The 21,359-nt window shown below is 66.9% G+C and carries 24 protein-coding genes; 9 read left to right on the forward strand and 15 right to left on the reverse strand.

Going from position 1 to position 21,359, the window contains the following annotated elements; all coding sequences use genetic code 11:
• The first annotated feature begins 155 nt into the window (after nt 1-155).
• Nucleotides 156-1,268, forward strand: a complete 1,113-nt coding sequence (locus tag Q8O26_RS01695) for a hypothetical protein (RefSeq protein ID WP_305572845.1) — start codon at nt 156-158, stop codon at nt 1,266-1,268.
• 159 nt (nt 1,269-1,427) lie between these two features.
• Here Q8O26_RS01695 and thrS read toward each other — a convergent pair whose 3' ends face one another.
• Nucleotides 1,428-3,398: a threonine--tRNA ligase gene (gene thrS, locus Q8O26_RS01700; protein WP_305572846.1), complete on the reverse strand. Its 1,971-nt coding sequence runs from the start codon at nt 3,396-3,398 to the stop codon at nt 1,428-1,430.
• A 260-nt stretch (nt 3,399-3,658) separates the two neighbouring features.
• On the opposite strand from thrS, the gene Q8O26_RS01705 reads away from it, so the two are divergent.
• On the forward strand, nt 3,659-3,823 hold the full coding sequence (locus tag Q8O26_RS01705) for a DUF3309 family protein (RefSeq protein WP_296576573.1): 165 nt from the start codon (nt 3,659-3,661) through the stop codon (nt 3,821-3,823).
• 31 nt (nt 3,824-3,854) lie between these two features.
• Here Q8O26_RS01705 and yidD read toward each other — a convergent pair whose 3' ends face one another.
• Nucleotides 3,855-4,229, reverse strand: a complete 375-nt coding sequence (gene yidD, locus Q8O26_RS01710) for a membrane protein insertion efficiency factor YidD (protein ID WP_305572847.1) — start codon at nt 4,227-4,229, stop codon at nt 3,855-3,857.
• Nucleotides 4,226-4,675, reverse strand: a complete 450-nt coding sequence (locus Q8O26_RS01715) for an iron-sulfur cluster assembly scaffold protein (RefSeq protein ID WP_305572848.1) — start codon at nt 4,673-4,675, stop codon at nt 4,226-4,228. Before Q8O26_RS01715 ends, yidD begins: the two co-directional genes overlap by 4 nt.
• Nucleotides 4,676-4,901: 226 nt before the next feature.
• On the opposite strand from Q8O26_RS01715, the gene folE reads away from it, so the two are divergent.
• Complete coding sequence (folE, locus tag Q8O26_RS01720; protein WP_305572850.1) at nt 4,902-5,531, forward strand: GTP cyclohydrolase I FolE; 630 nt, start codon at nt 4,902-4,904, stop codon at nt 5,529-5,531.
• A gap of 138 nt (nt 5,532-5,669) precedes the next feature.
• Here the strand turns inward: folE and Q8O26_RS01725 are convergent, their stop codons facing one another.
• A complete protein-coding gene (locus Q8O26_RS01725; protein ID WP_305572852.1) occupies nt 5,670-6,368 on the reverse strand; it encodes a metal-dependent hydrolase in 699 nt (232 codons plus the stop codon).
• Nucleotides 6,369-6,465: 97 nt separating this feature from the next.
• Between Q8O26_RS01725 and ruvX the strand changes: the two genes are divergently transcribed.
• Nucleotides 6,466-6,945 carry a Holliday junction resolvase RuvX gene (gene ruvX / locus Q8O26_RS01730; protein ID WP_305572854.1) on the forward strand — a complete coding sequence of 160 codons (480 nt, stop codon included), beginning with the start codon at nt 6,466-6,468 and terminating at the stop codon, nt 6,943-6,945.
• A 279-nt stretch (nt 6,946-7,224) separates the two neighbouring features.
• Here ruvX and Q8O26_RS01735 read toward each other — a convergent pair whose 3' ends face one another.
• Entirely contained in the window at nt 7,225-8,148 is a 924-nt protein-coding gene (locus tag Q8O26_RS01735; RefSeq protein WP_305572856.1) for a helix-turn-helix domain-containing GNAT family N-acetyltransferase, read from the reverse strand.
• A gap of 52 nt (nt 8,149-8,200) precedes the next feature.
• Nucleotides 8,201-8,443, reverse strand: coding sequence for a FliM/FliN family flagellar motor switch protein (locus Q8O26_RS01740; protein WP_296576584.1), 243 nt, complete (start codon nt 8,441-8,443; stop codon nt 8,201-8,203).
• A gap of 62 nt (nt 8,444-8,505) precedes the next feature.
• Between Q8O26_RS01740 and lipB the strand changes: the two genes are divergently transcribed.
• Both lipB and Q8O26_RS01750 read left to right on the forward strand, forming a co-directional pair.
• Entirely contained in the window at nt 8,506-9,222 is a 717-nt protein-coding gene (gene lipB, locus Q8O26_RS01745; RefSeq protein ID WP_305572859.1) for a lipoyl(octanoyl) transferase LipB, read from the forward strand.
• A 15-nt stretch (nt 9,223-9,237) separates the two neighbouring features.
• A complete protein-coding gene (locus Q8O26_RS01750; protein WP_305572861.1) occupies nt 9,238-9,810 on the forward strand; it encodes a DinB family protein in 573 nt (190 codons plus the stop codon).
• A 194-nt stretch (nt 9,811-10,004) separates the two neighbouring features.
• On the opposite strand, the gene Q8O26_RS01755 is transcribed toward Q8O26_RS01750, so the two are convergent.
• From Q8O26_RS01755 to Q8O26_RS01765, 3 genes are read right to left on the reverse strand one after another with little or no spacing between them, the layout of a single operon-like run.
• Nucleotides 10,005-10,292, reverse strand: a complete 288-nt coding sequence (locus Q8O26_RS01755; protein WP_305572863.1) for an acylphosphatase — start codon at nt 10,290-10,292, stop codon at nt 10,005-10,007.
• Complete coding sequence (locus tag Q8O26_RS01760; protein WP_305572865.1) at nt 10,277-11,524, reverse strand: cyclopropane-fatty-acyl-phospholipid synthase family protein; 1,248 nt, start codon at nt 11,522-11,524, stop codon at nt 10,277-10,279. Before Q8O26_RS01760 ends, Q8O26_RS01755 begins: the two co-directional genes overlap by 16 nt.
• Before the next feature lie 4 nt (nt 11,525-11,528).
• Nucleotides 11,529-12,023 carry a gamma-glutamylcyclotransferase family protein gene (locus tag Q8O26_RS01765; protein ID WP_305572867.1) on the reverse strand — a complete coding sequence of 165 codons (495 nt, stop codon included), beginning with the start codon at nt 12,021-12,023 and terminating at the stop codon, nt 11,529-11,531.
• 207 nt (nt 12,024-12,230) lie between these two features.
• On the opposite strand from Q8O26_RS01765, the gene Q8O26_RS01770 reads away from it, so the two are divergent.
• Together Q8O26_RS01770 and Q8O26_RS01775 are read left to right on the forward strand one after the other, a co-directional pair.
• Nucleotides 12,231-13,955: an IlvD/Edd family dehydratase gene (locus tag Q8O26_RS01770; protein ID WP_305572869.1), complete on the forward strand. Its 1,725-nt coding sequence runs from the start codon at nt 12,231-12,233 to the stop codon at nt 13,953-13,955.
• 103 nt (nt 13,956-14,058) lie between these two features.
• On the forward strand, nt 14,059-14,985 hold the full coding sequence (locus tag Q8O26_RS01775) for an AEC family transporter (protein ID WP_305572871.1): 927 nt from the start codon (nt 14,059-14,061) through the stop codon (nt 14,983-14,985).
• Nucleotides 14,986-15,040: 55 nt separating this feature from the next.
• On the opposite strand, the gene Q8O26_RS01780 is transcribed toward Q8O26_RS01775, so the two are convergent.
• The 6 genes from Q8O26_RS01780 to Q8O26_RS01805 form a co-directional block, all read right to left on the reverse strand.
• Nucleotides 15,041-15,427, reverse strand: a complete 387-nt coding sequence (locus Q8O26_RS01780) for a hypothetical protein (protein WP_305572873.1) — start codon at nt 15,425-15,427, stop codon at nt 15,041-15,043.
• A 152-nt stretch (nt 15,428-15,579) separates the two neighbouring features.
• Nucleotides 15,580-15,996 carry a holo-ACP synthase gene (gene acpS / locus Q8O26_RS01785; protein WP_305572874.1) on the reverse strand — a complete coding sequence of 139 codons (417 nt, stop codon included), beginning with the start codon at nt 15,994-15,996 and terminating at the stop codon, nt 15,580-15,582.
• Nucleotides 15,993-16,454: a hypothetical protein gene (locus Q8O26_RS01790; RefSeq protein ID WP_305572876.1), complete on the reverse strand. Its 462-nt coding sequence runs from the start codon at nt 16,452-16,454 to the stop codon at nt 15,993-15,995. The genes acpS and Q8O26_RS01790 overlap by 4 nt, the downstream gene beginning before the upstream one ends.
• Complete coding sequence (pyrE, locus tag Q8O26_RS01795) at nt 16,451-17,044, reverse strand: orotate phosphoribosyltransferase (RefSeq protein WP_305572878.1); 594 nt, start codon at nt 17,042-17,044, stop codon at nt 16,451-16,453. The genes Q8O26_RS01790 and pyrE overlap by 4 nt, the downstream gene beginning before the upstream one ends.
• Nucleotides 17,045-17,114: 70 nt before the next feature.
• Nucleotides 17,115-18,593 carry a hypothetical protein gene (locus Q8O26_RS01800; protein ID WP_305572880.1) on the reverse strand — a complete coding sequence of 493 codons (1,479 nt, stop codon included), beginning with the start codon at nt 18,591-18,593 and terminating at the stop codon, nt 17,115-17,117.
• Between the two features lie 295 nt (nt 18,594-18,888).
• Complete coding sequence (locus Q8O26_RS01805) at nt 18,889-19,614, reverse strand: DUF4395 domain-containing protein (RefSeq protein WP_305572882.1); 726 nt, start codon at nt 19,612-19,614, stop codon at nt 18,889-18,891.
• 214 nt (nt 19,615-19,828) lie between these two features.
• On the opposite strand from Q8O26_RS01805, the gene Q8O26_RS01810 reads away from it, so the two are divergent.
• Entirely contained in the window at nt 19,829-21,352 is a 1,524-nt protein-coding gene (locus tag Q8O26_RS01810; protein ID WP_305572884.1) for a hypothetical protein, read from the forward strand.
• The last annotated feature ends 7 nt before the right edge of the window (nt 21,353-21,359 follow it).

Consider the following 21,359-nt stretch of genomic DNA (forward strand, 5'->3'; position numbering starts at 1 on the left):
ATCCTCAGGGGGCGGTCGGCGCTCCCAACTAGGCACATTCCCCGCTTTCGCCAAGGGGACAAAGCGCAGGACTTGCGCGCGCGCCGGAACCAGCCCTTGCTCCCGGCGCCCCGGCGCAGCAAAAAGGCCATAATCGGACGCGAGATGATCGACGCATGACCCTTTGCCCGAGATCCATCCCCGCCATCATGGCGCTCGCTGCGGCGAGCGGCCTCATGGCTGTCGGCGTGCTGGTCTTCGCCGGCGAGGCCGCGGCGCAGGGGTTCGAACGCCCGCCCCTGCCGCGCATCTCGCCCTCGCCCCATTCCGACCTGCCGCCGATCGTGACCGAGCCACAGCAGCGGCGGCGTCGCCACATGCCGGGCGGCGCAGCGACGCCGTTCTTCACCCTGCCCGACGGGGCGACGCCGTTTTCGCCGCAGATGGGGATCGCGCCCGGCCTCGTGCCGTCCATGCCCGGCCTGCCCGGCCTGCCCGGCAGCCCCGGCCTGCCACCGCAATTCGCCGACCGCACCGCGGTGGCGCTCGACGCGCGCTTCCGCCAGGGCGGGCAATATGTCCGCGACGGCCTGCACTGGCGCATCTTCGCCGACACGCCGGAGGCCAGCGGCGCCTTCGCGCTGGTCGCCGAATCGCGCGACCCGGCGCCGGTCTTCGCCCTGCGCTCCGGCAGCTACATCATGCACGTCGCCTTCGGCACCTTCGCGCAGACCCGCCGCCTGCGCATCGGAGCTGAGCCCTATCGCGAGAGCATCGTGATGAATGCCGGTGCCGTGCGCCTCGTCGGCAAGGTCGGGGAAAGCCAGATCCGCAATGCGCGGCTGTCCTTCGACATCTTCGCCGGCGGCCTTTTCGAGGGTGGCGAACCGCGTCTGGTGCTGCGTCAGGCGCCGGCCGGCGATCTCATCGCCCTGCCGGAGGGCACCTATCACGTCGTTTCGATCTACGGCGACGCCAACGCCACCATCCGCGCCGACCTGCGTATCCGTGCCGGACAGGTGACGGATGCGACGATCCAGCACCGGGCGGCCAATGTCAGCCTCAAGCTGGTGCAGCAGCGCGCGGGCGGCGAGGCAATCGGCAATGCCGCCTGGACGGTGCTCACCCCCGGCGGCGACGTGATCAAGGAATCGATCGGCGCCTTCCCCTCGATGGTGCTGCAGGAGGGCGAGTATCTCGCCATCGCCCGCCACGAGGGCCGCGTCTTCAACCGTCGCTTCAACGTCGAGGCCGGCAAGGACCAGGACATCGAGGTTGTGGCGCGGTAGGCGGCTCGTACTCGGTAGCCGGCATAGGCGATAGCCGGTCGTCAACAGGCAGTCGTCAGGCGAGCGCTTCACCTCTCCCCGCCGGGGAGAGGTGAACCGACGGCGCCCGCAGCGCCCTTGTCCAGACCGGTATCGCGGCAGCGGGAGCTGCCGCAGGCCTCACCCGGCGGCCAGCGCCCGCCTCACGTCCGGCGGCGTCGCCTCGTCGCGCAGCTGTGCCACCAGCGCTTCGAGGCCGAGGGTCTCCTGCGCCTGGCTGCCGAAGCGGCGGACCGAAACGGTGCGCTCGCCGGCCTCCTTCTTGCCCACGGCGAGGATGACCGGAATCTTCTGCAGCGAGTGCTCGCGCACCTTGTAGGAGATCTTCTCGTTCCGGAGGTCGGCATCGACCCTCAGCCCCGCCTTGCGGCAGGCGGCCTGGACCTCCAGCGCGTAGTCGTCGGCCTCCGAGGTGATCGGACAGACGACGACCTGCTTCGGGGCGATCCAGAACGGGAAGGCCCCGGCGAAGTTCTCGATGAGGATGCCGATGAAGCGCTCCATCGAGCCGCAGATGGCGCGGTGGACCATGACCGGCGGCGTCTTCTCGCCGTCGGCGCCGATATAGAAGGCGCCGAAGCGCTCCGGCAGGTTGAAGTCGACCTGGGTGGTGCCGCACTGCCAGTCGCGGCCGATGGCGTCGCGCAGCACATATTCGAACTTCGGACCGTAGAAGGCGCCCTCGCCCGGATTGATGGCGGTCTTGATGCGGCCGCCGGACTGGTTGGCGATCTTGGCCAGCACCTTCTCCATGACGCTCTCGGCGCGGTCCCACAGCGCATCGGCGCCGACGCGCTTCTCCGGCCGGGTGGAGAGCTTCACGACGATCTCGTCGAACCCGAAATCGGCATAGGTGGTCAGGATCAGGTCGTTGATCCGGATGCACTCGGCCTCGAGCTGCGCGTCTGTGCAGAAGACATGGGCGTCGTCCTGGGTGAAGCCGCGCACGCGCATCAGGCCATGCAGCGCGCCGGAGGGTTCGTAGCGGTGGACGACGCCGAATTCCGCAAGCTTCATCGGTAGATCACGGTAGGACTTCAAGCCGTGCTTGAAGATCTGCACGTGGCCCGGGCAGTTCATCGGCTTGATGGCGAACCAGCGCTTGTCCTCGGCATCGTCGCCGGCGGACTGCGCCGCGAACATGTTCTCGCGGTACCAGCCCCAGTGGCCGGAGGTCTCCCACAGCGACTTGTCGAGGAGCTGTGGCGCGTTGACCTCGTCATAGCCGTGCTCGGCAAGGCGACGGCGCATGTAGGCCACCAGGGTCTGGAAGATCGACCAGCCCTTGGGGTGCCAGAAGACCACGCCCGGCCCCTCCTCCTGGAAGTGGAACAGGTCCATCTCGCGGCCGAGGCGGCGATGGTCGCGCTTCTCGGCCTCCTCCAGCATGGTCAGATAGGCCTTCAGCTCCTCGTCGGTGCGGAACGCGGTGGCATAGATGCGGGTCAGCATCGGGTTGTTGGAATCGCCGCGCCAATAGGCGCCGGCCACCTTCATCAGCTTGAAGGAATTGCCGATCTGGCCGGTGGAGGCCATGTGCGGACCGCGGCAGAGGTCGAACCAGCCGCCCTGATCGTAGAGCCTGATCTGCTGGTCGGCGGGGATCGCCTCGACCAGCTCGACCTTGAAGGCCTCGCCCTTGTCGCGGAAGATCTGCTTGGCCTCGTCGCGGGAGACGACGCGCCGGGTGAAGGGCCTGTTGGCCGCGATGATCTTGCGCATCTCCGCTTCGATCGCCGCGAAATCCTCCGGGGTGAAGGGCTCGTTGCGGAAGAAGTCGTAGTAGAAACCGTTCTCGATGACCGGGCCGATGGTCACCTGGGTGCCCGGCCACAGCCGCTGCACGGCCTCGGCCATGACATGGGCCGCATCGTGGCGGATGAGTTCCAGCGCCTCGGGGCTGTCGCGGGTGATGAATTCGATGCGCGCATCGCCGCCGATCGGTTCGGAGAGGTCCGTCACGACACCGTCGATCTTGACGGCGAGCGAGCGCTTGGCGAGCGAGGGGGCGATGGCTTTCGCGACATCGAGGCCGGTGACGCCGGCGTCATAGGCGCGCGCGGCGCCGTCGGGGAAGGTCAGAATGGGCATATCGGGTCTCTCCGCTCACTCCTGCCGACAGAGCAGGTAAGGGGCCGGTGGTCAGGGTTCTCGTGTGCCGGGCGGACTTGCCGTCACAGGGCGGCATCGGCCCGGCACGAAACGGGAGATAGCCGAGCGGCGGCGCGATTGCAAAGCGGCCTGCGACGGCGGCGGCCCGGCCGGCAGGGGCCGGACCGACATACCTGTGCCGCGCCGGGAACAAGCGAGCCGAATGGCGTGTTGATACCGACAACACGGAGACAAGGCCCATGACACTCGGCACCATCCTTCTCATCGTCCTCATCGTCGCGCTGCTCGGCGGCTTCAGCGGCATCGGCGGCGGCCCCTTCTACGGCACCGGCTATTACGGCGGCGGCGGCATCGGCATCATCCTGCTGATCGTGCTGGTGCTGGTGCTCAGCGGCAGGCTCTAGACCCCGGAGCAGGTCGGACCCGGCGGGCCTGTCATGCATCCCCGCTGGGCGAGACCTTCTCGCAGAACGGAGCGCCCCGCCGCCATCGCCATGCGCCATAGCGCCAGGGCAGGAACCAGTGGGCGCCCACCGGCAAGGCGGTGGGCGGATTGTCGATACCGGACGTTCCATAGGGATGACAGCGGCAGAGCCGGGCAAAGCCCATCCAGCCGCCGGCCCAGAAGCCATGGCGCATCATCGCCTCGTCCATATAGGCCGAACAGGTCGGCATGTGCCGGCACCAGCGCCCGACGAGCATCGAGATGGACAGCTGGTAGGCACGGATGAGCCCGTGGCCTGCGAGACGCGGCCAGCGTTGCGGCCGCCAGTCGTCGAAGAGGCGGTCGAGGTCGCGATCCCGGCTCATTCCGCCGCGGCGGTGGTGCGGGCATCCTCCGCGCGGGCGATGGCCTCGACCACGGCGTCGAAGGTCAGAAGCGTGGAGGCGTGGCGGGCCTTGAACTCGCGCACCGGCTCCAGCACCGCGATATCGGCCCATTTGCCCGCGGGAGCCGGGCCGTTCTCCTTGAGCATGCGGCGGACATCGTCGCGCAACGCCCGCAACTCCTGCGTCGTCGACCCGACCACATGGCGTGCCATGAGCGAGGAGGAGGCCTGCCCGAGGGCGCAAGCCTTCACGTCATGGCCGAAATCGACCACGACATCGCCGTCGAGGGCGAGGTCGACGGTCACGGTCGAGCCGCAGAGTTTCGAATGGGCCGTGGCCGAGCCGTGCGGCGAGGCCAGCCGGCCGAGCCTCGGAATGGTCGCGGCGAGTTCGAGAATGCGCTTGTTGTAGACGTCGTCCAGCACGGCGGGCGCTCCAAGGGCCTTGATGAACGGTCGTTCATGGCGCGTTCAGGCCTGGTCATCATATATGCGTCGCATCAAGGCAATACAGCCCGGCGTGAGATCGGGAAAATGAGGATCGGATTCTGAGCGTGGCAATCTGCCGCACCCCCATCAAGGTCGCGGACGCCCGCCCCAAGCGTTCTCATCAGGCGTAACAGGAAACGTTTCCACTTCGGAGTTGAGTCCCATGGATGCCGTCGTAACGACCCTTCCCGTCCAGAAGGGATCGGAGGCTCAACGCCGCCGCCGCCCCACGCGGGAGGAGGCGGAGGCTGCCGTCCGAACCCTGATCGAATGGGTCGGTGACAATCCCGACCGCGAGGGTCTCGTCGCCACGCCGCGCCGCATGGTGAAGGCCTGGGAAGACCTGTTCCGTGGTTATGGTCAGTCCGCCGCCAAGGAACTCGGCACCGTCTTCGAGGAGGTCGGCGGCTATGGCGACGTCGTGCTGGTGCGCGACATCCCGTTCTTCTCCCATTGCGAACATCACATCGTGCCGATCAGCGGGCGCGCCCATATCGCCTATTACCCGCGCGAGGGCGTCGTCGGCCTGTCGAAGCTCGCCAAGGTCGTCGACATCTATGCCCGCCGCCTGCAGACGCAGGAAAACATGACGGCCGAGATCGTCGGTGCCATCGAGGAGAGCCTCAGGCCGCGCGGCCTCGCGGTCCTCGTCGAGGCCGAGCACATGTGCATGTCGATGCGCGGCGTGCAGAAGCAGGGCGTCTCGACCATCACGACGGGCTTCACCGGCCTGTTCAAGGACGACGCGTCCGAGCAGGCGCGGTTCATGCAGATGATCCGCGGCTTCCGCTGAGGGTGCTGACTGGCCCCTTCGCGTCATGCCCGGCCTTGTGCCGGGCATCCACGACTTGATCACCGCATACGAGGGAATTCGTGGATGCCCGGGCAGAGCCCGGGCATGACGCGGTGCTTATTCTGCTGACGGCCTCCGTCAGAACGTCACGCTCCCGCCCGACTTCGGCACCGCCACCTTCGTCTTCGATCCCGCCATGCCCGCCACGAACTTGTCGGCGGTCGGGTCGATCAGCCCGAAAGTCGCGTAGTGGCACGGCACCACCGTGTCGAACTGGAAGAACTTCTTGCAGGCGAAGGCCGCCGCGTCGCCGCCCATGGTGAAGCGGTCGCCGACCGGCACCAGCGCATGGGTCGGCTTGTGGTACTCGGCGATGAGGCCCATGTCCGGCATCATGTCGGTGTCGCCCATGGCATAGAGCACCACCCCGCCCTTCTGCTTGACGATGAGGCCGTTGGGATTGCCGAGGGCATGGCTCACCCCGTCATGGAAGTCGCAGGACGAGTGCAGCGCATTGGTCAGGGTCACCGTGAAGTCGCCCTGGTCGGTGGTGCCGCCGCAATTCATCGGGTCGAAGGCCTTGAGGCCCTTGGCTGCGAGAACCATGCAGAGGTCATAGTTGGTGACGACCTTGGCGCCGGTCTCGGCGGCGATGGCCAGCGTGTCGCCGACATGGTCGGCATGGCCGTGGGTGACAAGGATATGAGTCGCTCCGGCGATGGCCTCGGCCCGGTCCCCGGTGAAGGACGGATTGCCGGTCAGGAACGGGTCGATCAGCACGACCGACGAACCGAAATCGAGGCGGAAGGCCGAATGGCCAAACCAGGTGAGCTTCATGGGGATCCTCCTGAAGGGACCGGATGGGAGTGGCGGTCGAAGCGGAGTATAGGCTGGCGCGTGACACCCTCAATGCGGCGACAGGGATTCGGAGCGGATGGCCATTGTCGAACCGGGCTTGCTGCGTGACCAGGTCGGCAGCGGCCGGCGCCTGCTCGGGCTCGATCTCGGCACGAAGACCATCGGCCTCGCCCTCTGCGACGTGAACTGGACCATCGCGACGCCGCTGGAGACGATCCGGCGGGTGAAATTCACGCCCGACGTGGCGGCGCTGCTGGCGCTGGCGGCGAAGCACGATGCCGGGGCGCTGGTCATCGGCCTGCCGAAGAACATGGACGGCACCGAGGGGCCGCGGGCCCAGTCGACCCGCGCCTTTGTGCGCAACCTCGTGCCGAAGACCGAGCTTCCCATCGTCTTCTGGGACGAGCGCATGTCGACCGCAGCGGTGACGCGGACCCTGCTGGAGGCCGATGCCTCGCGGGCGCGGCGGGCCGAACTCGTCGACAAGATGGCCGCCGCCTATATCCTTCAGGGGTTCCTCGACCGGCTGGGATACGGGGATTTTGAGGGACGGTAACGGGCGGCGGTTTGCCCGGCGCACGGCAGCAGCCCAAAATGCCCCACCCGCACCCTCCCCGCGCTGCGCGCGGAGAGGGGACTTTGGCGCCTTCCACAGCTTTCGACGGTGGCGCCAGGCTCAACCTTCGGGAACCCAAGCGTGACGCCGTAGTCCCCCTCTCCGCGCGCAGCGCGGGTAGGGTGCGGGTGGGACAATGCTCGAACAGGGCACGCGCTCCGAGACACAGAGGCGGGCCCTGCGGAGGCCCTTCGAAACGACGGGGGAGACGCCTTTCCGCTAATCCCTGCCGAAATCCAGCGTCCAGTTCTGCCCAATGAGGTCGACGCCGAAGGAATGGTGCTTCTCCTCCGCCGCGAGCACGAATCCCTCGTCAATGTAGATGCCGCGGGCGGCTGCGAGGCAGTCATTCGTCCACAGCGTCATCCCCGCATAGCCGGCCTCCCGCGCGAAGGCGATGCAGTCGCGGACCAGCCGGCGGCCGAGCCCGGTGCCGCGCTCCGACGGGTCGACATAGAGCATCCTGAGCTTGGCGATTCCCTCACCGCCATCGACACAGAAGACGGACCCCACCACCTCGCCGGCCCTGTCCGCGATGAAGGCACGCTCCCTCGCCGGGTCGTTGTCCTTGAGAAAGGCCGCGCCGATCTCGGCCACCAGCGCCTCGAATTCGTCGTTCCAGCCGTAGTCACGGGTGTAGATGCGCGCCTGACCGGCGACGATGGCGCCGATGTCGCCGGGACGGTGGCGGCGAATGACGACGCCGGGCCCCTCCCCCGCCAGCAGATCGCGCACCGATCCCATCGCGGCGACGAGCCGGGCCCGGTCGCCGGACGCCAGCCGCGCCAGCATCGCGCCGATCTCGTCGCGGGAGGCGCGATCGAAGGGCGCGAAGGCCGCGCGGCCCGCCGGCGTCAGGCTGAGCAGGCTGCGGCGACCATCCTGCGGCGCCGGTTGACGGCCGAGCAGCCCGTCCGCCTCGAAGCGGCGGAGGATGCGCGAGAGATAGCCGGCGTCGAGGCCGAGTTCGTCGCAGAGGTCGCTGGCCGACAATCCGTCGCGGCTGAAGAGTTCATAGAGGATGCGCGCTTCGGTTAGCGACCAGCCGGCGCCGAGATAGCGGCCGAGCAGCCCGACGGCGCGGGTGTAGAAGCGGTTGAAGGCACGGATGGCGGCGATCTGGTCGTCGAGGTCGGCAGCCATGGTGAAGCCCTCCGGAGGGAAGGCTCGCCGGCTTGCTTGACGGAGTCAACTATCAGCGCAGCTCGATGGGGCGCGGCAGCATTTCGGTGATCTGGACGCCGATCCGGTTTCCGTTGATGACGACCTGCCCGCGGGCGATGGGCATGTTGTTGGCGAGGATTTGCACCTCGTCGTCCTCCGTGGCATCGAGTTCGATGATGGCGCCGCGGGCCATGCGCAACATCTGGTGGATCGGCATCACCGTCGTGCCGAGGACCACAGAGATGTCGAGGGAAACGGTTTCGAGCTGGGCCATGTCGCCTTTTGCCAAATGCACGTCGCGGGTTCATGGCCACCCTGACCAAAGATGGTGAACGAGTGGTAAACGATCGTGCCAATCTGGTGCTTCATCTCGGTGCGCCCGCCGATGCGCCGCCGGTCGAGTGGGTCATCAGCGAGGGTTTCGTGCCCTATATGGAGGCTCTCGCGGCGATGGAGGCCCATGTCGCCGCCATTTCCGCCGGGACCGCGCGCGAACGCGTCTGGCTCCTCGAACACCCGCCGCTCTACACGTCCGGCACCTCGACGGGCGCGGGCGGGATCGTCGATGCGCGATTCCCCGTCTTCGAGGCCGGCCGCGGCGGGCAGATGACCTATCACGGCCCGGGCCAGCGGGTGGCCTATGTCATGCTCGACCTTAACCGGCGCAAGCGCGACCTCCGGGTCTTCGTCGCGGCGCTGGAGGACTGGATCATCGGCACCCTCGCCGCCTTCAACATCCGCGGCGAGCGGCGCGCGGACCGCGTCGGCGTCTGGGTGAAGCGGCCGGACAAGGGGGAAGGCTTCGAGGACAAGATCGCCGCCATCGGCATCCGCGTGAAGCGCTGGGTGACGCTGCACGGCATCTCGCTCAACGTCGAGCCGGACCTCACCCATTTCGACGGCATCGTGCCCTGCGGCATCGCCGATCCGCGCTACGGCGTCACCAGCCTGGTCGATCTCGGCCTGCCGGTAACCCTGCCCGAGGTTGATGCCATCCTGCGGACCAGGTTCGAGCAACGTTTCGGGCCGACGGCGGCGGTGGAGACCGCCTGACCAGGAGACGCCGCGATGCCCGCCTCGAACGTCCAGACCTTCCGCGCCTCGGCCTACAACAACGCCTGGGCGAACCACCGCCTCCTGACGGCCTGCGCCGGGCTGTCGGCGGAGGACTTCGCGGCGGCGCGGACGAGTTTTTTCCCCAGCATCGCGGCGACGCTGAACCATAACCTCGTCATCGACTGGTTCTACGTGGACGCGCTGGAGGGCGGAGCCCTTGGACCGAAGGCCTGGGAGATCCGGATCCCCTATCCTGCCATTGCCGACCTGCGGCGCGAGCAGGCGGCGGTGGACCGTCGGCTCATCGCCGTCTGCGAAGCGCTGACGGACGAATCGCTGAACGGGGAGGTCAGGGTCAACCGTATCAGCCGCTGGCAGGTAGAGCGGTGCGACCGGCTGCTGATGCACCTCTTCCAGCACCAGGTGCACCATCGCGGCCAGGCCCATGCCATGCTGGCGGGAACGCCGGTGAAGCCGCCGCAGCTCGACGAGTTCTTCTCCATCGGCGAGGCGCCGCTCCGGGCCGCGGAGTTTGCGGAACTGGGCTGGACCGAGGAGATGGTGTGGGGGAAGCACGGGGCGTGAGAGCCGCGCCCGTTCCCACGAAAGGGCCCCACCCGCACCCTCCCCTCGCTCCGCGAGGAGAGGGGGACTTCGACGGCGAGGGCCTTCTTGTCGGTCGTGCCTGGCACGACCGATCTTCAGGGAAGCGGGCCGCCATGGTCCCCTCCCCGCGCAGCGGGGAGGGTGCGGGTGGGGCATTGACCCCGATTCCCGGACTACTTCGTCGGGAGGATTTCCACAGTTCCGGGGCTGATAGCCGCGGCCTCATCCGCAGTCGCCGCCCGTCGCGCGATGGCGTCCACCTTGGCCCCGGCCGGCCCGTTCATCGCCTCGCGTACCAGCGCCTCCACGGCCTCGGCCGCACCATTGATGACCGCCTCGACGCTGTCGTCCGACCGGTTCCGCATCCAGCCGGAGACGCCGAGTGCCTCGGCCCGGCGCTTGAACCACTGGCGATAGCCGACGCCCTGGACGATGCCCGCGATCCTCAGGTGGAGTGCCACGGCAGCCCGCCCTCCCGCGTCTTCAGCCCGGTCTCGGCCTCGGTGATGAAGTCGCGTGTCACCGGCACGGCGTCGCGCTTTTCCGACAGCAGCAGCTGGTAGACCATGTTCGAACCGTCGCGGAAGCCGAGCTCGACCGCGGCGAGATAGAACTCCCACATGCGGGCGAAGCGCTCGCCCTGCATGGCGACGACCTCGCCGCGCACGGCCTCGAAATTCTCGCGCCAGGCCTTGATGGTCCCGTAATAATGGAGGCGCAGCACCTCGCAATCGTCCACCCACAAGCCGCAGCGCTCGGTGGAGGCGAAGACCTCCGAGAGCGCAGGCACATAGCCGCCGGGGAAGATGTATTTGCGGATGAAGGGCGCCGTGGTGCCCGGCGGCGACATGCGGCCGATGGCGTGGATCATGGCATAGCCGTCCGGCCCGCAGAGCCGCTTCACGGTGGCGAAATAGTCGTCGAAATGGTTGACCCCGACATGTTCCATCATGCCGACCGAGACGACGCGGTCGAAGGTGCCAGTCAGCTCGCGATAGTCCTTTTCGAAGAAGGTGACGCGATCGGCGACGCCTGCCTGGGCCACCCGGTCCTTCGAGGCCGCGAGCTGGTCGGGCGAGACGTTGATGGCCGTCACCCTGGCGCCGCAGACCACGGCGAGATAGGTGGCAAGGCCACCCCAGCCCGATCCGATCTCGGCCACCGTCATGCCCGGCTCGATGGCGAGCTTGGCCGCGATGTGGCGCATCTTGGCAATCTGCGCCTCCTTCAGGCTCATCCCGGGCTCGGCGAAATAGGCGCAGGAATAGCTCATCGTCGCGTCGAGCCAGAGCTCGTAGAAGGCGCGGGGGTGGTCGTAGTGGCTCGACACATTGGCCGCCGCCTGCCCCACCTTGTTCGCCTGGTGGCGCCGCTTCAGGGCCCGCCAGACCTTGCGCAGCACCTGCTGGACCGGATGGGAGCCAAGGCCGGCACGGTTCACCGAGAACAGGGTGAGGAGGTCCAGAACCTTGTCGCCGTTCTCGAAGGTCAGGCGACCGTCCATATAGGCCTCGGCCGCGGCCAGTTCGGGATTGAAGAAGAGCTCGCGCTGCACCTTCGCGTCATGCAGCCTCACCGTCACGTCGGGACCGTCGACACCCGAACCGAAGCTTTCGCGGCTACCGTCATGGTGGATGACGGTCAGGCGACCGTTGCGGACGAAGCGGATGAGGAGATGGGCCAGCATGCTCATCGTTTCAGCCTCGGAAGCCGTGCCGCGCGAAGCGGCTGAAGCCGTCAATGTAGCGGGCGGGAAGGTTCCAGGCGAGCGCCGAGCCGACAACCGCCTCGTGGAAATAGCGGCGGCGCGGCCTCAGGCCCTCGCTGACGTCACCGCCGTGATAGACGAGGCAGGAGACGGTCGCGCCCGCCATGCGGATGGGAACGATGCGCTTGACGTACCAGCCCTCGTCGACGCCCTCGAAGCGGTCGAGCACGGCGACGTCGCGCGCCTCGATCCGCCAGACGACGCCGTAGACGTGGGCGCCACGGCGGTCGCGGACGGCGGCATAGCCGTCGCTGGTGAAGAAGATGCGGTGGTGGTCGAGCCTGCCGATGCCGAGCGGCCGCGCCCGCGGCGCCCGCCGGGCCATCTGCGGGACATGCATGTTCGAGCCGTAGGCGAAATAGAGCATGGGAGAGGGATGGCGCATCGCCGGCACGCCGGCAAGGGTACCGACGGGGCCTCGCAACGCCACCTCCGCTCGTCATGCCCGGGCTTGTCCCGGGCATGACGCGGGAGTGGAACGCCCATTGCTGCCGATCCTTCGAGGGGCAGGACTTGCCGGCGTCCTGCCTTGCACTGACGAGCGCCGGGCGCGGCCCTGACGTTCGTGACAGAGCCTCCCCGAAATCGCGCCGCCATGCTTTGTTGCGATTCCAAAGGGAGGACAACAACCATGGCGAAACGCCCGACCGGCTCCACCACCAAGGCCCCGCGCGGCATGCGCAAGGGGCTCACCGCCTATGGCGATGCCGGCTTCTCGCTGTTCCTGCGCAAGGCCTTCATCAAGGCGGCGGGCTTTTCCGACGATGCCCTCGACCGGCCGATCATCGCCATCACCGACACCTTCTCCGACTACAATCCCTGCCACGGCAATGTCCGCCAGCTCATCGAGGCGGTGAAGCGCGGCGTCATGCTGTCGGGCGGCCTGCCCTTCGCCTTCCCGACGGTCTCGATCCACGAGAGCTTCTCCAACCCGACGTCGATGTTCCTGAGGAACCTCATGGCCATCGACACCGAGGAGATGATCCGCGCCCAGCCGATGGACGCGGTGGTGCTGATCGGCGGCTGTGACAAGACCGTCCCGGCACAGCTGATGGGCGCGGCCTCGGCCGATGTCCCCGCCATCCAGCTCATCACCGGGCCGATGCTGGTCGGCCATTACAAGGGCGAGGTTCTCGGCGCCTGCACCGATTGCCGCAGGCTCTGGGCCATGCACCGGGCCGGGACCATCGACGAGGCGGAGATCGAGGCTGTCTCGGGGCGGCTGGCGCCGACCGTCGGCACCTGCATGGTGATGGGCACGGCCTCGACCATGGGCTGCCTCGCCGAGGCGATGGGCATGGCCCTGCCCCATACCGGCACGATCCCGGCCACCCATGCCGACCGCATCCGCGCCGCGGAGGCCTCCGGCCGCGAAGCCGTGAAGATGGCCGCCGCCGGGCGCAAGCCGCGCGATATCATTACGCAAGGGTCGCTGCGCAACGCCATGGTGGTGCTGCAGGCGATCGGCGGATCGACCAATGCCATCGTGCATCTCGCGGCGATCGCCGGCCGGCTCGGCCTCACCTGGGACCTCGAGGAACTTGACCGGCTCGGCCGCGAGGTCCCGGTCCTGCTCGACCTCAAGCCCGCCGGCTCGCATTACATGGAGCATTTCCACTGGTCCGGCGGCGTGCCGCGTCTGCTGCAGGAACTTCGGGACCATCTCGATCTCGACGCCCCGACCGTCACCGGCGAGCGGCTCGGCGACTGGGTCGACCGCGCCGAGCAGGTGCCGGGGCAGACCATCATCCGCTCCCTCGGCCAGCCCTTGAAGAAGACCGGCGCCCATGCCGTGCTGCGCGGCTCGCTGGCGCCGGGCGGCGCGGTGATCAAGGCGGCCGCGGCGACGCCGGCGCTGATGGTCCATACCGGCCGCGCCGTCGTCTTCGAGGATGTCGAGGACATGACCAACCGCATCGACGACCCGGACCTCGACGTCACCGCAGACGACATCCTGGTCATGCGCAATGCCGGTCCGAAGGGCCATCCCGGCATGCCCGAGGCGGGCCTCCTGCCGATCCCGAAGAAGCTCGCCCAGAAGGGCGTCACCGACATGATCCGCATCTCCGACGCGCGCATGTCCGGCACGGCCTATGGCACCATCGTGCTGCATGTCACGCCCGAGGCCGCCGAGGGCTCGCCGCTGGCGCTGGTGCGCTCCGGCGACCGCATCAGCCTCGACGTGCCCAACCGGCGCGTCGACCTGCTGGTCGACGAGGCGGAACTCGCCCTCCGGCGCAAGGCGTGGAAGAAGCCGAAGCACCTGCACGAGCGCCAGCGCGGCTACAAGAAGCTCTATCTCGACCACGTGACCCAGGCGGACAAGGGCTGCGACTTCGACTTCCTGGAGAAGTGAGAAGCGGGCCCTCCCCCTTTCGCGCACCCTCTCATGCGCGGGGCGGCTTGCACGCCGCCGCCGTGCGTGATCGAAGACCCTCCCCGCCCTCGCCGGTTCCGCCATGTTCCCGATCATCGCCAGCCTGACCCCGGTCTTCCTCATCATCGTGCTCGGCGCCTGGCTGAGGGCCTGGCCGCTGCTCGACGAGGCCGGCTGGCGCGGGCTGGAACGCGCCACCTACTATGTCTTCTTCCCGGCCATGATCATCATGACCATGGCCAAGGCCGACCTGCGCTCGGTGCCGGTGCTCGCCATGGGCTTCTCGCTGATCGCCGCCATCCTCGCCATGGCGGTGATCCTGCTGGTGTTGAGGCCGCTCCTCGCCCGCAGCTTCGGCACCGACGGCCCGGCCTTCACCTCGGTGTTCCAGGGCGCGACGCGGTGGAACTCCTTCGTCGCCATCGCCACGGCCGGCGCGCTCTACGGCCAGCTCGGCCTGACGCTCACCGCCATCTCGGTGGCGGCGATGATCCCGCTGCTCAACGTGCTGGCGGTGGTGATGCTGCAGCGCTATGCGCAGGACAAGCCGGTGGTCCTCGGCCCGACGCTGAAGGCGCTGGTCACCAATCCCTTCATCTGGTCGTCGGTGCTCGGCATCGTCATCAATGTCGTCGGCATTCCGCTGCCGGTCATCGCCATGCGCTTCGGCGACATTCTCGGCGCGGCGGCGCTCGGCACCGGGCTGCTGCTGGTCGGCGCCGGCCTCGAGGTCCGGGCGGCGCTGAAGCCGCGCGCCATCACCTGGGTCACCACGGCCCTGAAGCTCCTGCTGATGCCGGCCATGGCCGGCGGCATCGCCATGGCGCTGGGGGTGAGCGGCGTGGCGCTGCAGGTGGCGATCCTCTCCGCCGCCATGCCCAGCGCCTCCGGCGCCTATATCCTCGCGCGACAGATGGGCGGCGATGCGCCGCTGATGGCCGAGATCCTCACCGTGCAGACGCTGATGGCGGTGATCACCATCCCGCTCGTGCTGACGCTGGCCGGCTGACACGAAAACGGCCCCCGCGAGGGGGCCGCCTTCGATCGTCCCGGCCGTTACGCGCTCACTGGTAGTGGCGGAACGTGTGGGGGTAACGGTCGTCGACGGCCGGCGCACGGCGATAGCCGCGATGCGGTGCCTCGCGGTAGTAGACGCGCGGCGGGGCCTGGTAATAGACGCGCGGGGGCGCCTCGTAATAGGCCGGGCCGCCGTAGGACCGGTAGCGCGGTGCATAGTAGTAGCCGTCGTCATAGGCCTGGCGGCGCTGATCGGCGGCGATCGCCGCGGCACCGAGACCGATGATGCCGAGCGCGATGCCGGCGCCGATGGCGGCACCCTGGTTGCCACGGTAGTGGCGACGGGACTGGGCCTCGGCGGGGGCTGCGAGGGCGGCGATACCGGCGGCGACGACGATGCCGGCGACGGCGGCCTTGAAGGAACGGGAAAGCATGAGAATGCCCCTTTTCTGTCCGTCCAGGATCTCGTGGCGCGACGCGCCTCGACTGCGGACCCCTGAAGAACGTGCGGAAGGTCTAGCGGTTCCCCCGTGAACCCGTTCTGAACGCAAAAAGGCGGCATCGTGGCACCGCCCTGAACCGTTGTTCATCCCGCCGCGGCAGGGGTCTCGGCCACGGCCTCGAGGATGACGAAGGCCTGCGCCATGGGAAAATCGTCGGTGATCGTCAGGTGGATGACCAGGCGGTGGCCGGCCGGCGTCAGCGCCCGCGCCCGCTCCAGCGCGCCGCCGGTCAGCACCATGGTGGGCGCGCCCGAGGGCATGTTGGCGACGCCCATGTCCTTCCAGAAGACGCCGCGGCGGATGCCGGTGCCGAGCGCCTTGGCGCAGGCCTCCTTCGCCGCGAAGCGCTTGGCATAGGTGGCGGCGCGATGCGCCCGGCCCTCGGCTTTCGCCCGCTCGACATCGGTGAAGAGCCGGTGGGTGAAGCGCTCGCCGTGCCGCTCCAGCGACTTCTCGATGCGGCGGATGTCGCAGAGGTCGGAGCCGATGCCGAGGATCACGCCGGCCGCCTCCGCCGCGACACCAGGGTCAGCCAGAGCCCGCCGGCGAGCACGGCGAGGCCGAGGAGGATGAGCGGCAGCCGCTCGCGCGGCGGATCGTTCAGCACCACCAGGTCCTCGCAGCGCGTGCCCGGCACCACCTGCAGCACCTCGTGCAGCGGCTTGCCCCCCGGCGCATGGCGGTACTGCACCAGCGGCACGCGGCATTCCTGCACCATGGGGCCGATGCGCCGCTCGAAGACGAAGATCGGAATGCCCACGGTGTCGCGGGTCGAGGTCGCGGTTTCCGAACCCGCCCAGCGGGCGGTGACCGCCTCCTGGCGGGTCGCCTGCCAGTAGGTCAGGACCGGCAGGGTATTGGGCACGAGGATGACGAGGCCGATGAGCGCGACGAAGAGCCCGACCAGCAGCCGGGTGCCCGCGGGCGAGAGTTCGCCGGCCGGTGCCGGCGTCGTCACGATGTCGCCCCCTGGATGCCGCGCGAGCCGGGTTTGACGGCCGGCAGGGCCGCCAGCTCCGGCGGCAGGGCATCGGCGGCATAGTCCGGCACATACCAGGAGAGCAGCGAGACCAGCGGCACGCCGACATCGGCCTTGCCGCCCGAGCGGTCGACCAGCACGGCGGCGCCCACCGTCTCGCCGGGATGGCCGGCAATGGCGGCGAGGCATTCGCGGGTGGAGAGGCCGGTGGTGACGATGTCCTCGACCACCAGCACGCGGGCTCCTGAAGGGATCTCGAAGCCGCGGCGCAGCTTGAACTCGCCGTTCTCGCGCTCGACGAAAATGGCCTTGGCGCCGAGCTGGCGGGCAGTCTCATAGCCCGGCACGATGCCGCCGACGGCGGGCGAGACGACATAGTCGATGGTGCCGAACTGCGCCTTCACCTTGACGGCCAGCGCCGCGCAGAGCCGCGCCGTGCGCTCGGGGTCCATGAAGACGAACATCTTCTGCAGGAAGACCGGGGAACGCCTGCCCGAGGACAGGATGAAATGGCCTTCCAGGAGGGCGCCCGCGGCGCGGAATTCGGCGAGCACGTCGTCAGGGGTCATGGGTCAGGTGTCCGTCTGGGGTCGACGGGAGAGACGACGAATGGGGGTGGTGAGTCAATGAGGGGGCACTTCAATCGATTTTCGAGGCAGATGGCTTATTGTCGCTCCGAGCATCTATAAGCACAATGTCTGGGTTGCCCTCGAGGTTAAGCCGTTTGATGATTGATTTCACGCGATCGTATTGCTCGCGTTTAAAGAATATTATGCACTTTATTGCCCGCTCAGCGTCAGATGCGTCCTGATACGCCTCCACTTGTTTCTTAAGGTTCATTTCAAGTTTTGTATTTTTAGCCAACTTCATTTCGATGAGGGTTTTGTGCCGACCTCTGCTCGCCTTAAAGTCTACGGGTCCGCGCCCGTCATTGGCCTCTCTTCCGATGTCTGATGGCGTCCCAAACCAAACTAACCGATAAAGGATTTGAACGTCCTTTTCACGTTCCACGGGGTTTCCATTATCGTCATAAAATATCCTCCAGCACCCTTGTTCTTCGATTGCACGCTTGAGGTAGGCTAATCTCGCGTGAGCTTCCGCATATGTTCCGCCGGCCAATCCGTAGAATCCCGACAGGGCCAACGCAGGTTGTAGTGTCTCCCTCAGGCGTTTAGAAAAAAAGAGCTCTGTTAGAAGAACATTCTCTGAGCTAATTTCCTCGGCCCCGTCCCCATCCAATTCTTTTATTTTTATATAGTAATCTATTATACTTGGAAATTTTCTGATCGTATCATAAATCGCGCCAATTTTGTCTTTTGCCGACAGCTTTTCATCGGGCGACGTCCGACGGTCCAACTCAATCTGGAAATAGTTATTTATTGATGCCCTTAGCTGGTCATCGGGTATTGCGCTTGGTATTCCCTCAAATTTTGCCAATAAGTCTTGCCGATTGATCCACGTATCATCTCTCGTCAGCATATCTTTAGGCGTAAGTATTACATGATCATCTTTATGCCATGGCAATTTATATGCCCTACGCTGCCAACTCTCGGTCCGATAATTAAACAAGGCTCGCTCTATAAAAACGACCCTCACCTGATCGTCTCTTAAATTCTCTTTCGCAAATTTCGCCGTGTATTCACAAATAAACTCTTGTATTAAATTCGTCACAAAATCGCTAATATTATCGCAACCTACGCCATCTGCAATAAGACACAGTTTTTCTAAGTGACTACCTTTTGTAATGCGTTCTTTTCCAAAATCTCCGAACAAAACACCAAGATTAGAGTGCAGCGCCTTCGCAAAATCGACACCGAGCCCCGAACCTCCATTGCCTACCATAGAGAACCCGAGCCAATTTTGTTTTACTTCTGGGAAGCAGTACCAATTCCGAAGCTGCCCTTCGCTTATTGACCCCGATAACGCCCGTTCACGCAAAAAAACTAAATAGTCGATTATTTTGTTATGTAGAACTTTGTATTCTTCTTTTTCACTGTGAAAAAGCAAAAAGGGATCAATAAACAATGGAAGATCATTGATTAGCGAAATATCGAACGCGCCGTATTCCTCCAACACAGCGGGATCGATGCCGAAGCTATCACTAAAAAACGTTCCCATTCCGCGCCACCGGTATCCAACTGCGATCTGGAACCATCACCTCATGCGTTTATAATGGCCTTAATGCAACTCTTGCGCAATCGTCGATGGCCTGTCCGGTCAAATAATACAAATCGGCTCTGGTTCAGCCAAACTCTAAAACAAACTAGTCTAAAATCCGCTGGCCCTCCGCCGTCATCGAAAGTGTCCTGATCCTCGTGATAGTTGCGCCACTGGTATCATCCGCCGTGGTGAGCTGTACGCACAAGACGAAGACGTTAACCCCTTCGTCCACGATGACCTGATTCACCCCCCCTCACAAACACCCGTTATGCCGCTTCCACCGCTCCTCGTGCCCGATCGCCACGGCGAAGGCCGGGACGCGGCAGCGTTCGGCCTCGGCCGCGGCAGTGGCGGCGCGCATTCCCCGCGCCTGCGAGGCCGGCATCTGCCAGGCGACGAGGCCGATGACCAGCACGGCGGCGGCGAGCACCGCGAGCTGGGCGGGGACGAGGCGCTGGACCTCCTCGGGCCGGTGGATCTCGCAGGCGCCGCCGGGGCAGAGCTGCGCCTTCTCGCGGTTGAACAGGTTGTAGATCGAGCAGCCGATGCAGATGCCGAAGGCCGCCTCGCAGAAGAGGAAGGTGATGCAGAGCAGGCAGACGAGGAGGATGAGCGGCCCGCGCATGTCGGCATAGACGACCAGCCCCATCATCAGCACCGCCATGGCGAGGCCGATGCTCCAGGCGAAGCGCTTCTGCGGCGCGCCGACATAGTCCGGCTTCTGGTGGCGGACGAAGATGCGGCCGAGGACGAGGCTCGGGGCATAGGCGGGATTGACCAGGACGCGGATGGTGAAGTCGATGAAGAAGGCGACCACGGTGATGCGCGTCAGGGTGAAGTCGCCGAGATACCAGGCCTGCAGGAAGGCGGTGCCGGCGAGCAGCAGGAGGAGGCCGGCGCCGGCGCGGGCCTCGCGCTCGTTGAGGACGCGGACGGGATAGGCCGGGTGGTCGAGCCCGAACTGGAAGAGCCTGGTCATGGTCGATGGTCCTGAACGCGAGATCGCTGACGCCGGGGCGTGTCGCATAGCATTTCTGGAATGTGAAGTGCGCGAGTGACGCAGGGGCGCGGGCGCAGCCCCTGCCGCTGCCTCTGCCTCTGCCGCTGCCACGGCGCGCTTTGGCCGGAAGCGGCAAGCTGTTAGGAACACCGCTCCGCCCTGCCCGCCTGTTCGAGGGATGCGCCCCAGCGCCATGAACCATCACAGCCCCGCCGCGCCGCCCGAGGGCGGGGCAACCGACCTCGCGGTCGACATCAACGCGCCGGTCCGGTCGCCGCTGCTGCGCGCCGCGCCGTGGATCGCGCTCGTCGTCTCGCTCGCCATCCTCGCAGGCTATCTCGCCACCGACGTGCAGATCTTCGCCGATGGCGGTTTCTTCGCCTTCGCCTTCCTGACGGGTGACCCCTGGGGGGCGCATTTCGTCAATATCCCGACGCGCGCCGCCGCCTTCCTCGTCACCATGGTGCCGCCCTTCCTCTGGGCGCGGGTGGGCGACCCGGCCAGCGCGATCCGCCTCTACGGGCTGATCTTCGGCCTGCTGCCGCTCGCCGGCCTCCTCGCCACCTGGGCGATCGCCGGCAACCGGCGCATCCTGCTGTTCTGCTCCCTGTCGACCATCGTCGTGCTGCCGGCCTCGGTGTTCTTCCCCTCCGAGACGCTGGTGACCCATGCGGTGTTCTGGCCGCTCTTCGCATTTGTCTGCGTCAGCCGGGCGCCGGCCGCCCTTCCCGCCGTCCTGCTCATGCTCGCCCTCGCCTTCTCGCACGAGGGCGGCATGGGGCTCATGGTGCTGCTGGTCGCCCTGCTCGCCCTGCGCCGGCGCGCCGGGCCGGTGGTGGTCGGCGCGGGCCTCACCGTGCTGGTCCTCTGGCTGTCGACCAGGCTCCTCGTCCCGCCGGTCCATGCCGCGACGCGCGATGCGCTGGTCCTCAACATGATCGGCGTGGTCAACCCGTTCGGCATCATCCGGCCGCTGAGCGTGGCCATCGTCGCCGGGGTGGCGACGGCCTGGTGGCTCCTGCGGCGGGACGCGGCGGACGAGCCGCCGGTCTCCCGGATCCTGGTGATCGCCGGCCTTGCCCTGATCCCCGCTGCGGCCATCCTCGTCGCGGCCGATCTCGCCTTCGTCGGCCGCCACGACACCCTGCTGGTCGGCCGCTACAATTTCCGCACGCTGCTGCTCGGCAGCCTCGCGCTCTTCCTTCTGGCACTGTCGGTGATGTCGCTGCCGGACGGGCGCCGGCCCGCCCCGGTCCGGCGGCTCATCGGCTGGGCGACGGTGCGGGCCCGCCGCGCGCCGGCGCTGATCCTGGCGACCATGCTGATCGCCACCGCCTGCCACGCCATGGACGGCGTGAACTTCCTCGCCTCGTGGCGCGCCTATGCGCAGGAACTCCGCGCCATCGCCCTCGGCCGGCCAGCGCCCGTGCCGGCCTATGCCGAAATCCTGTCGCGCGACCCGCGCCCGGCGCCCGAGCGGCTTCAGCGCCCCGGCCGGGACTGGACCATGAGCTGGGACTGGACCGACCCCTTCCTCTCGGTGGTTCTCGCCCTGCCGCAGCCGGCGCAGGCGCTGGTCTATCGCCCGGCCGAAACCTATGCGCCGCTCTCCTGTACGATGATGCGGGACGCCGACCGGTCGGCGATCCGGGTGCCGCGGGAGAGCTACGAACTGCTGCTGAGCTATATGTGCGAACACCGCGGCAAGCAGGACTAGAGGCAGA

The organism is Phreatobacter sp. (assembly GCF_030691135.1).
In the GTDB taxonomy this organism is placed as follows: Bacteria; Pseudomonadota; Alphaproteobacteria; order Rhizobiales; family Phreatobacteraceae; genus Phreatobacter.

Coding starts and splice junctions, on each gene's coding strand:
- Q8O26_RS01705 (WP_296576573.1), top strand. CDS start 3,659: ATGACACTCGGCACCATCCTTCTCATCGTCCTCATCGTCGCGCTGCTC.
- pyrE (WP_305572878.1), bottom strand. CDS start 17,044: ATGACCCCTGACGACGTGCTCGCCGAATTCCGCGCCGCGGGCGCCCTC.
- Q8O26_RS01780 (WP_305572873.1), bottom strand. CDS start 15,427: ATGCTTTCCCGTTCCTTCAAGGCCGCCGTCGCCGGCATCGTCGTCGCC.
- ruvX (WP_305572854.1), top strand. CDS start 6,466: ATGGCCATTGTCGAACCGGGCTTGCTGCGTGACCAGGTCGGCAGCGGC.
- Q8O26_RS01750 (WP_305572861.1), top strand. CDS start 9,238: ATGCCCGCCTCGAACGTCCAGACCTTCCGCGCCTCGGCCTACAACAAC.
- Q8O26_RS01760 (WP_305572865.1), bottom strand. CDS start 11,524: ATGAGCATGCTGGCCCATCTCCTCATCCGCTTCGTCCGCAACGGTCGC.
- Q8O26_RS01735 (WP_305572856.1), bottom strand. CDS start 8,148: ATGGCTGCCGACCTCGACGACCAGATCGCCGCCATCCGTGCCTTCAAC.
- Q8O26_RS01805 (WP_305572882.1), bottom strand. CDS start 19,614: ATGACCAGGCTCTTCCAGTTCGGGCTCGACCACCCGGCCTATCCCGTC.
- thrS (WP_305572846.1), bottom strand. CDS start 3,398: ATGCCCATTCTGACCTTCCCCGACGGCGCCGCGCGCGCCTATGACGCC.
- Q8O26_RS01695 (WP_305572845.1), top strand. CDS start 156: ATGACCCTTTGCCCGAGATCCATCCCCGCCATCATGGCGCTCGCTGCG.
- Q8O26_RS01725 (WP_305572852.1), bottom strand. CDS start 6,368: ATGAAGCTCACCTGGTTTGGCCATTCGGCCTTCCGCCTCGATTTCGGT.
- Q8O26_RS01800 (WP_305572880.1), bottom strand. CDS start 18,593: ATGGGAACGTTTTTTAGTGATAGCTTCGGCATCGATCCCGCTGTGTTG.
- folE (WP_305572850.1), top strand. CDS start 4,902: ATGGATGCCGTCGTAACGACCCTTCCCGTCCAGAAGGGATCGGAGGCT.
- yidD (WP_305572847.1), bottom strand. CDS start 4,229: ATGAGCCGGGATCGCGACCTCGACCGCCTCTTCGACGACTGGCGGCCG.
- Q8O26_RS01770 (WP_305572869.1), top strand. CDS start 12,231: ATGGCGAAACGCCCGACCGGCTCCACCACCAAGGCCCCGCGCGGCATG.
- Q8O26_RS01775 (WP_305572871.1), top strand. CDS start 14,059: ATGTTCCCGATCATCGCCAGCCTGACCCCGGTCTTCCTCATCATCGTG.
- Q8O26_RS01740 (WP_296576584.1), bottom strand. CDS start 8,443: ATGGCCCAGCTCGAAACCGTTTCCCTCGACATCTCTGTGGTCCTCGGC.
- Q8O26_RS01810 (WP_305572884.1), top strand. CDS start 19,829: ATGAACCATCACAGCCCCGCCGCGCCGCCCGAGGGCGGGGCAACCGAC.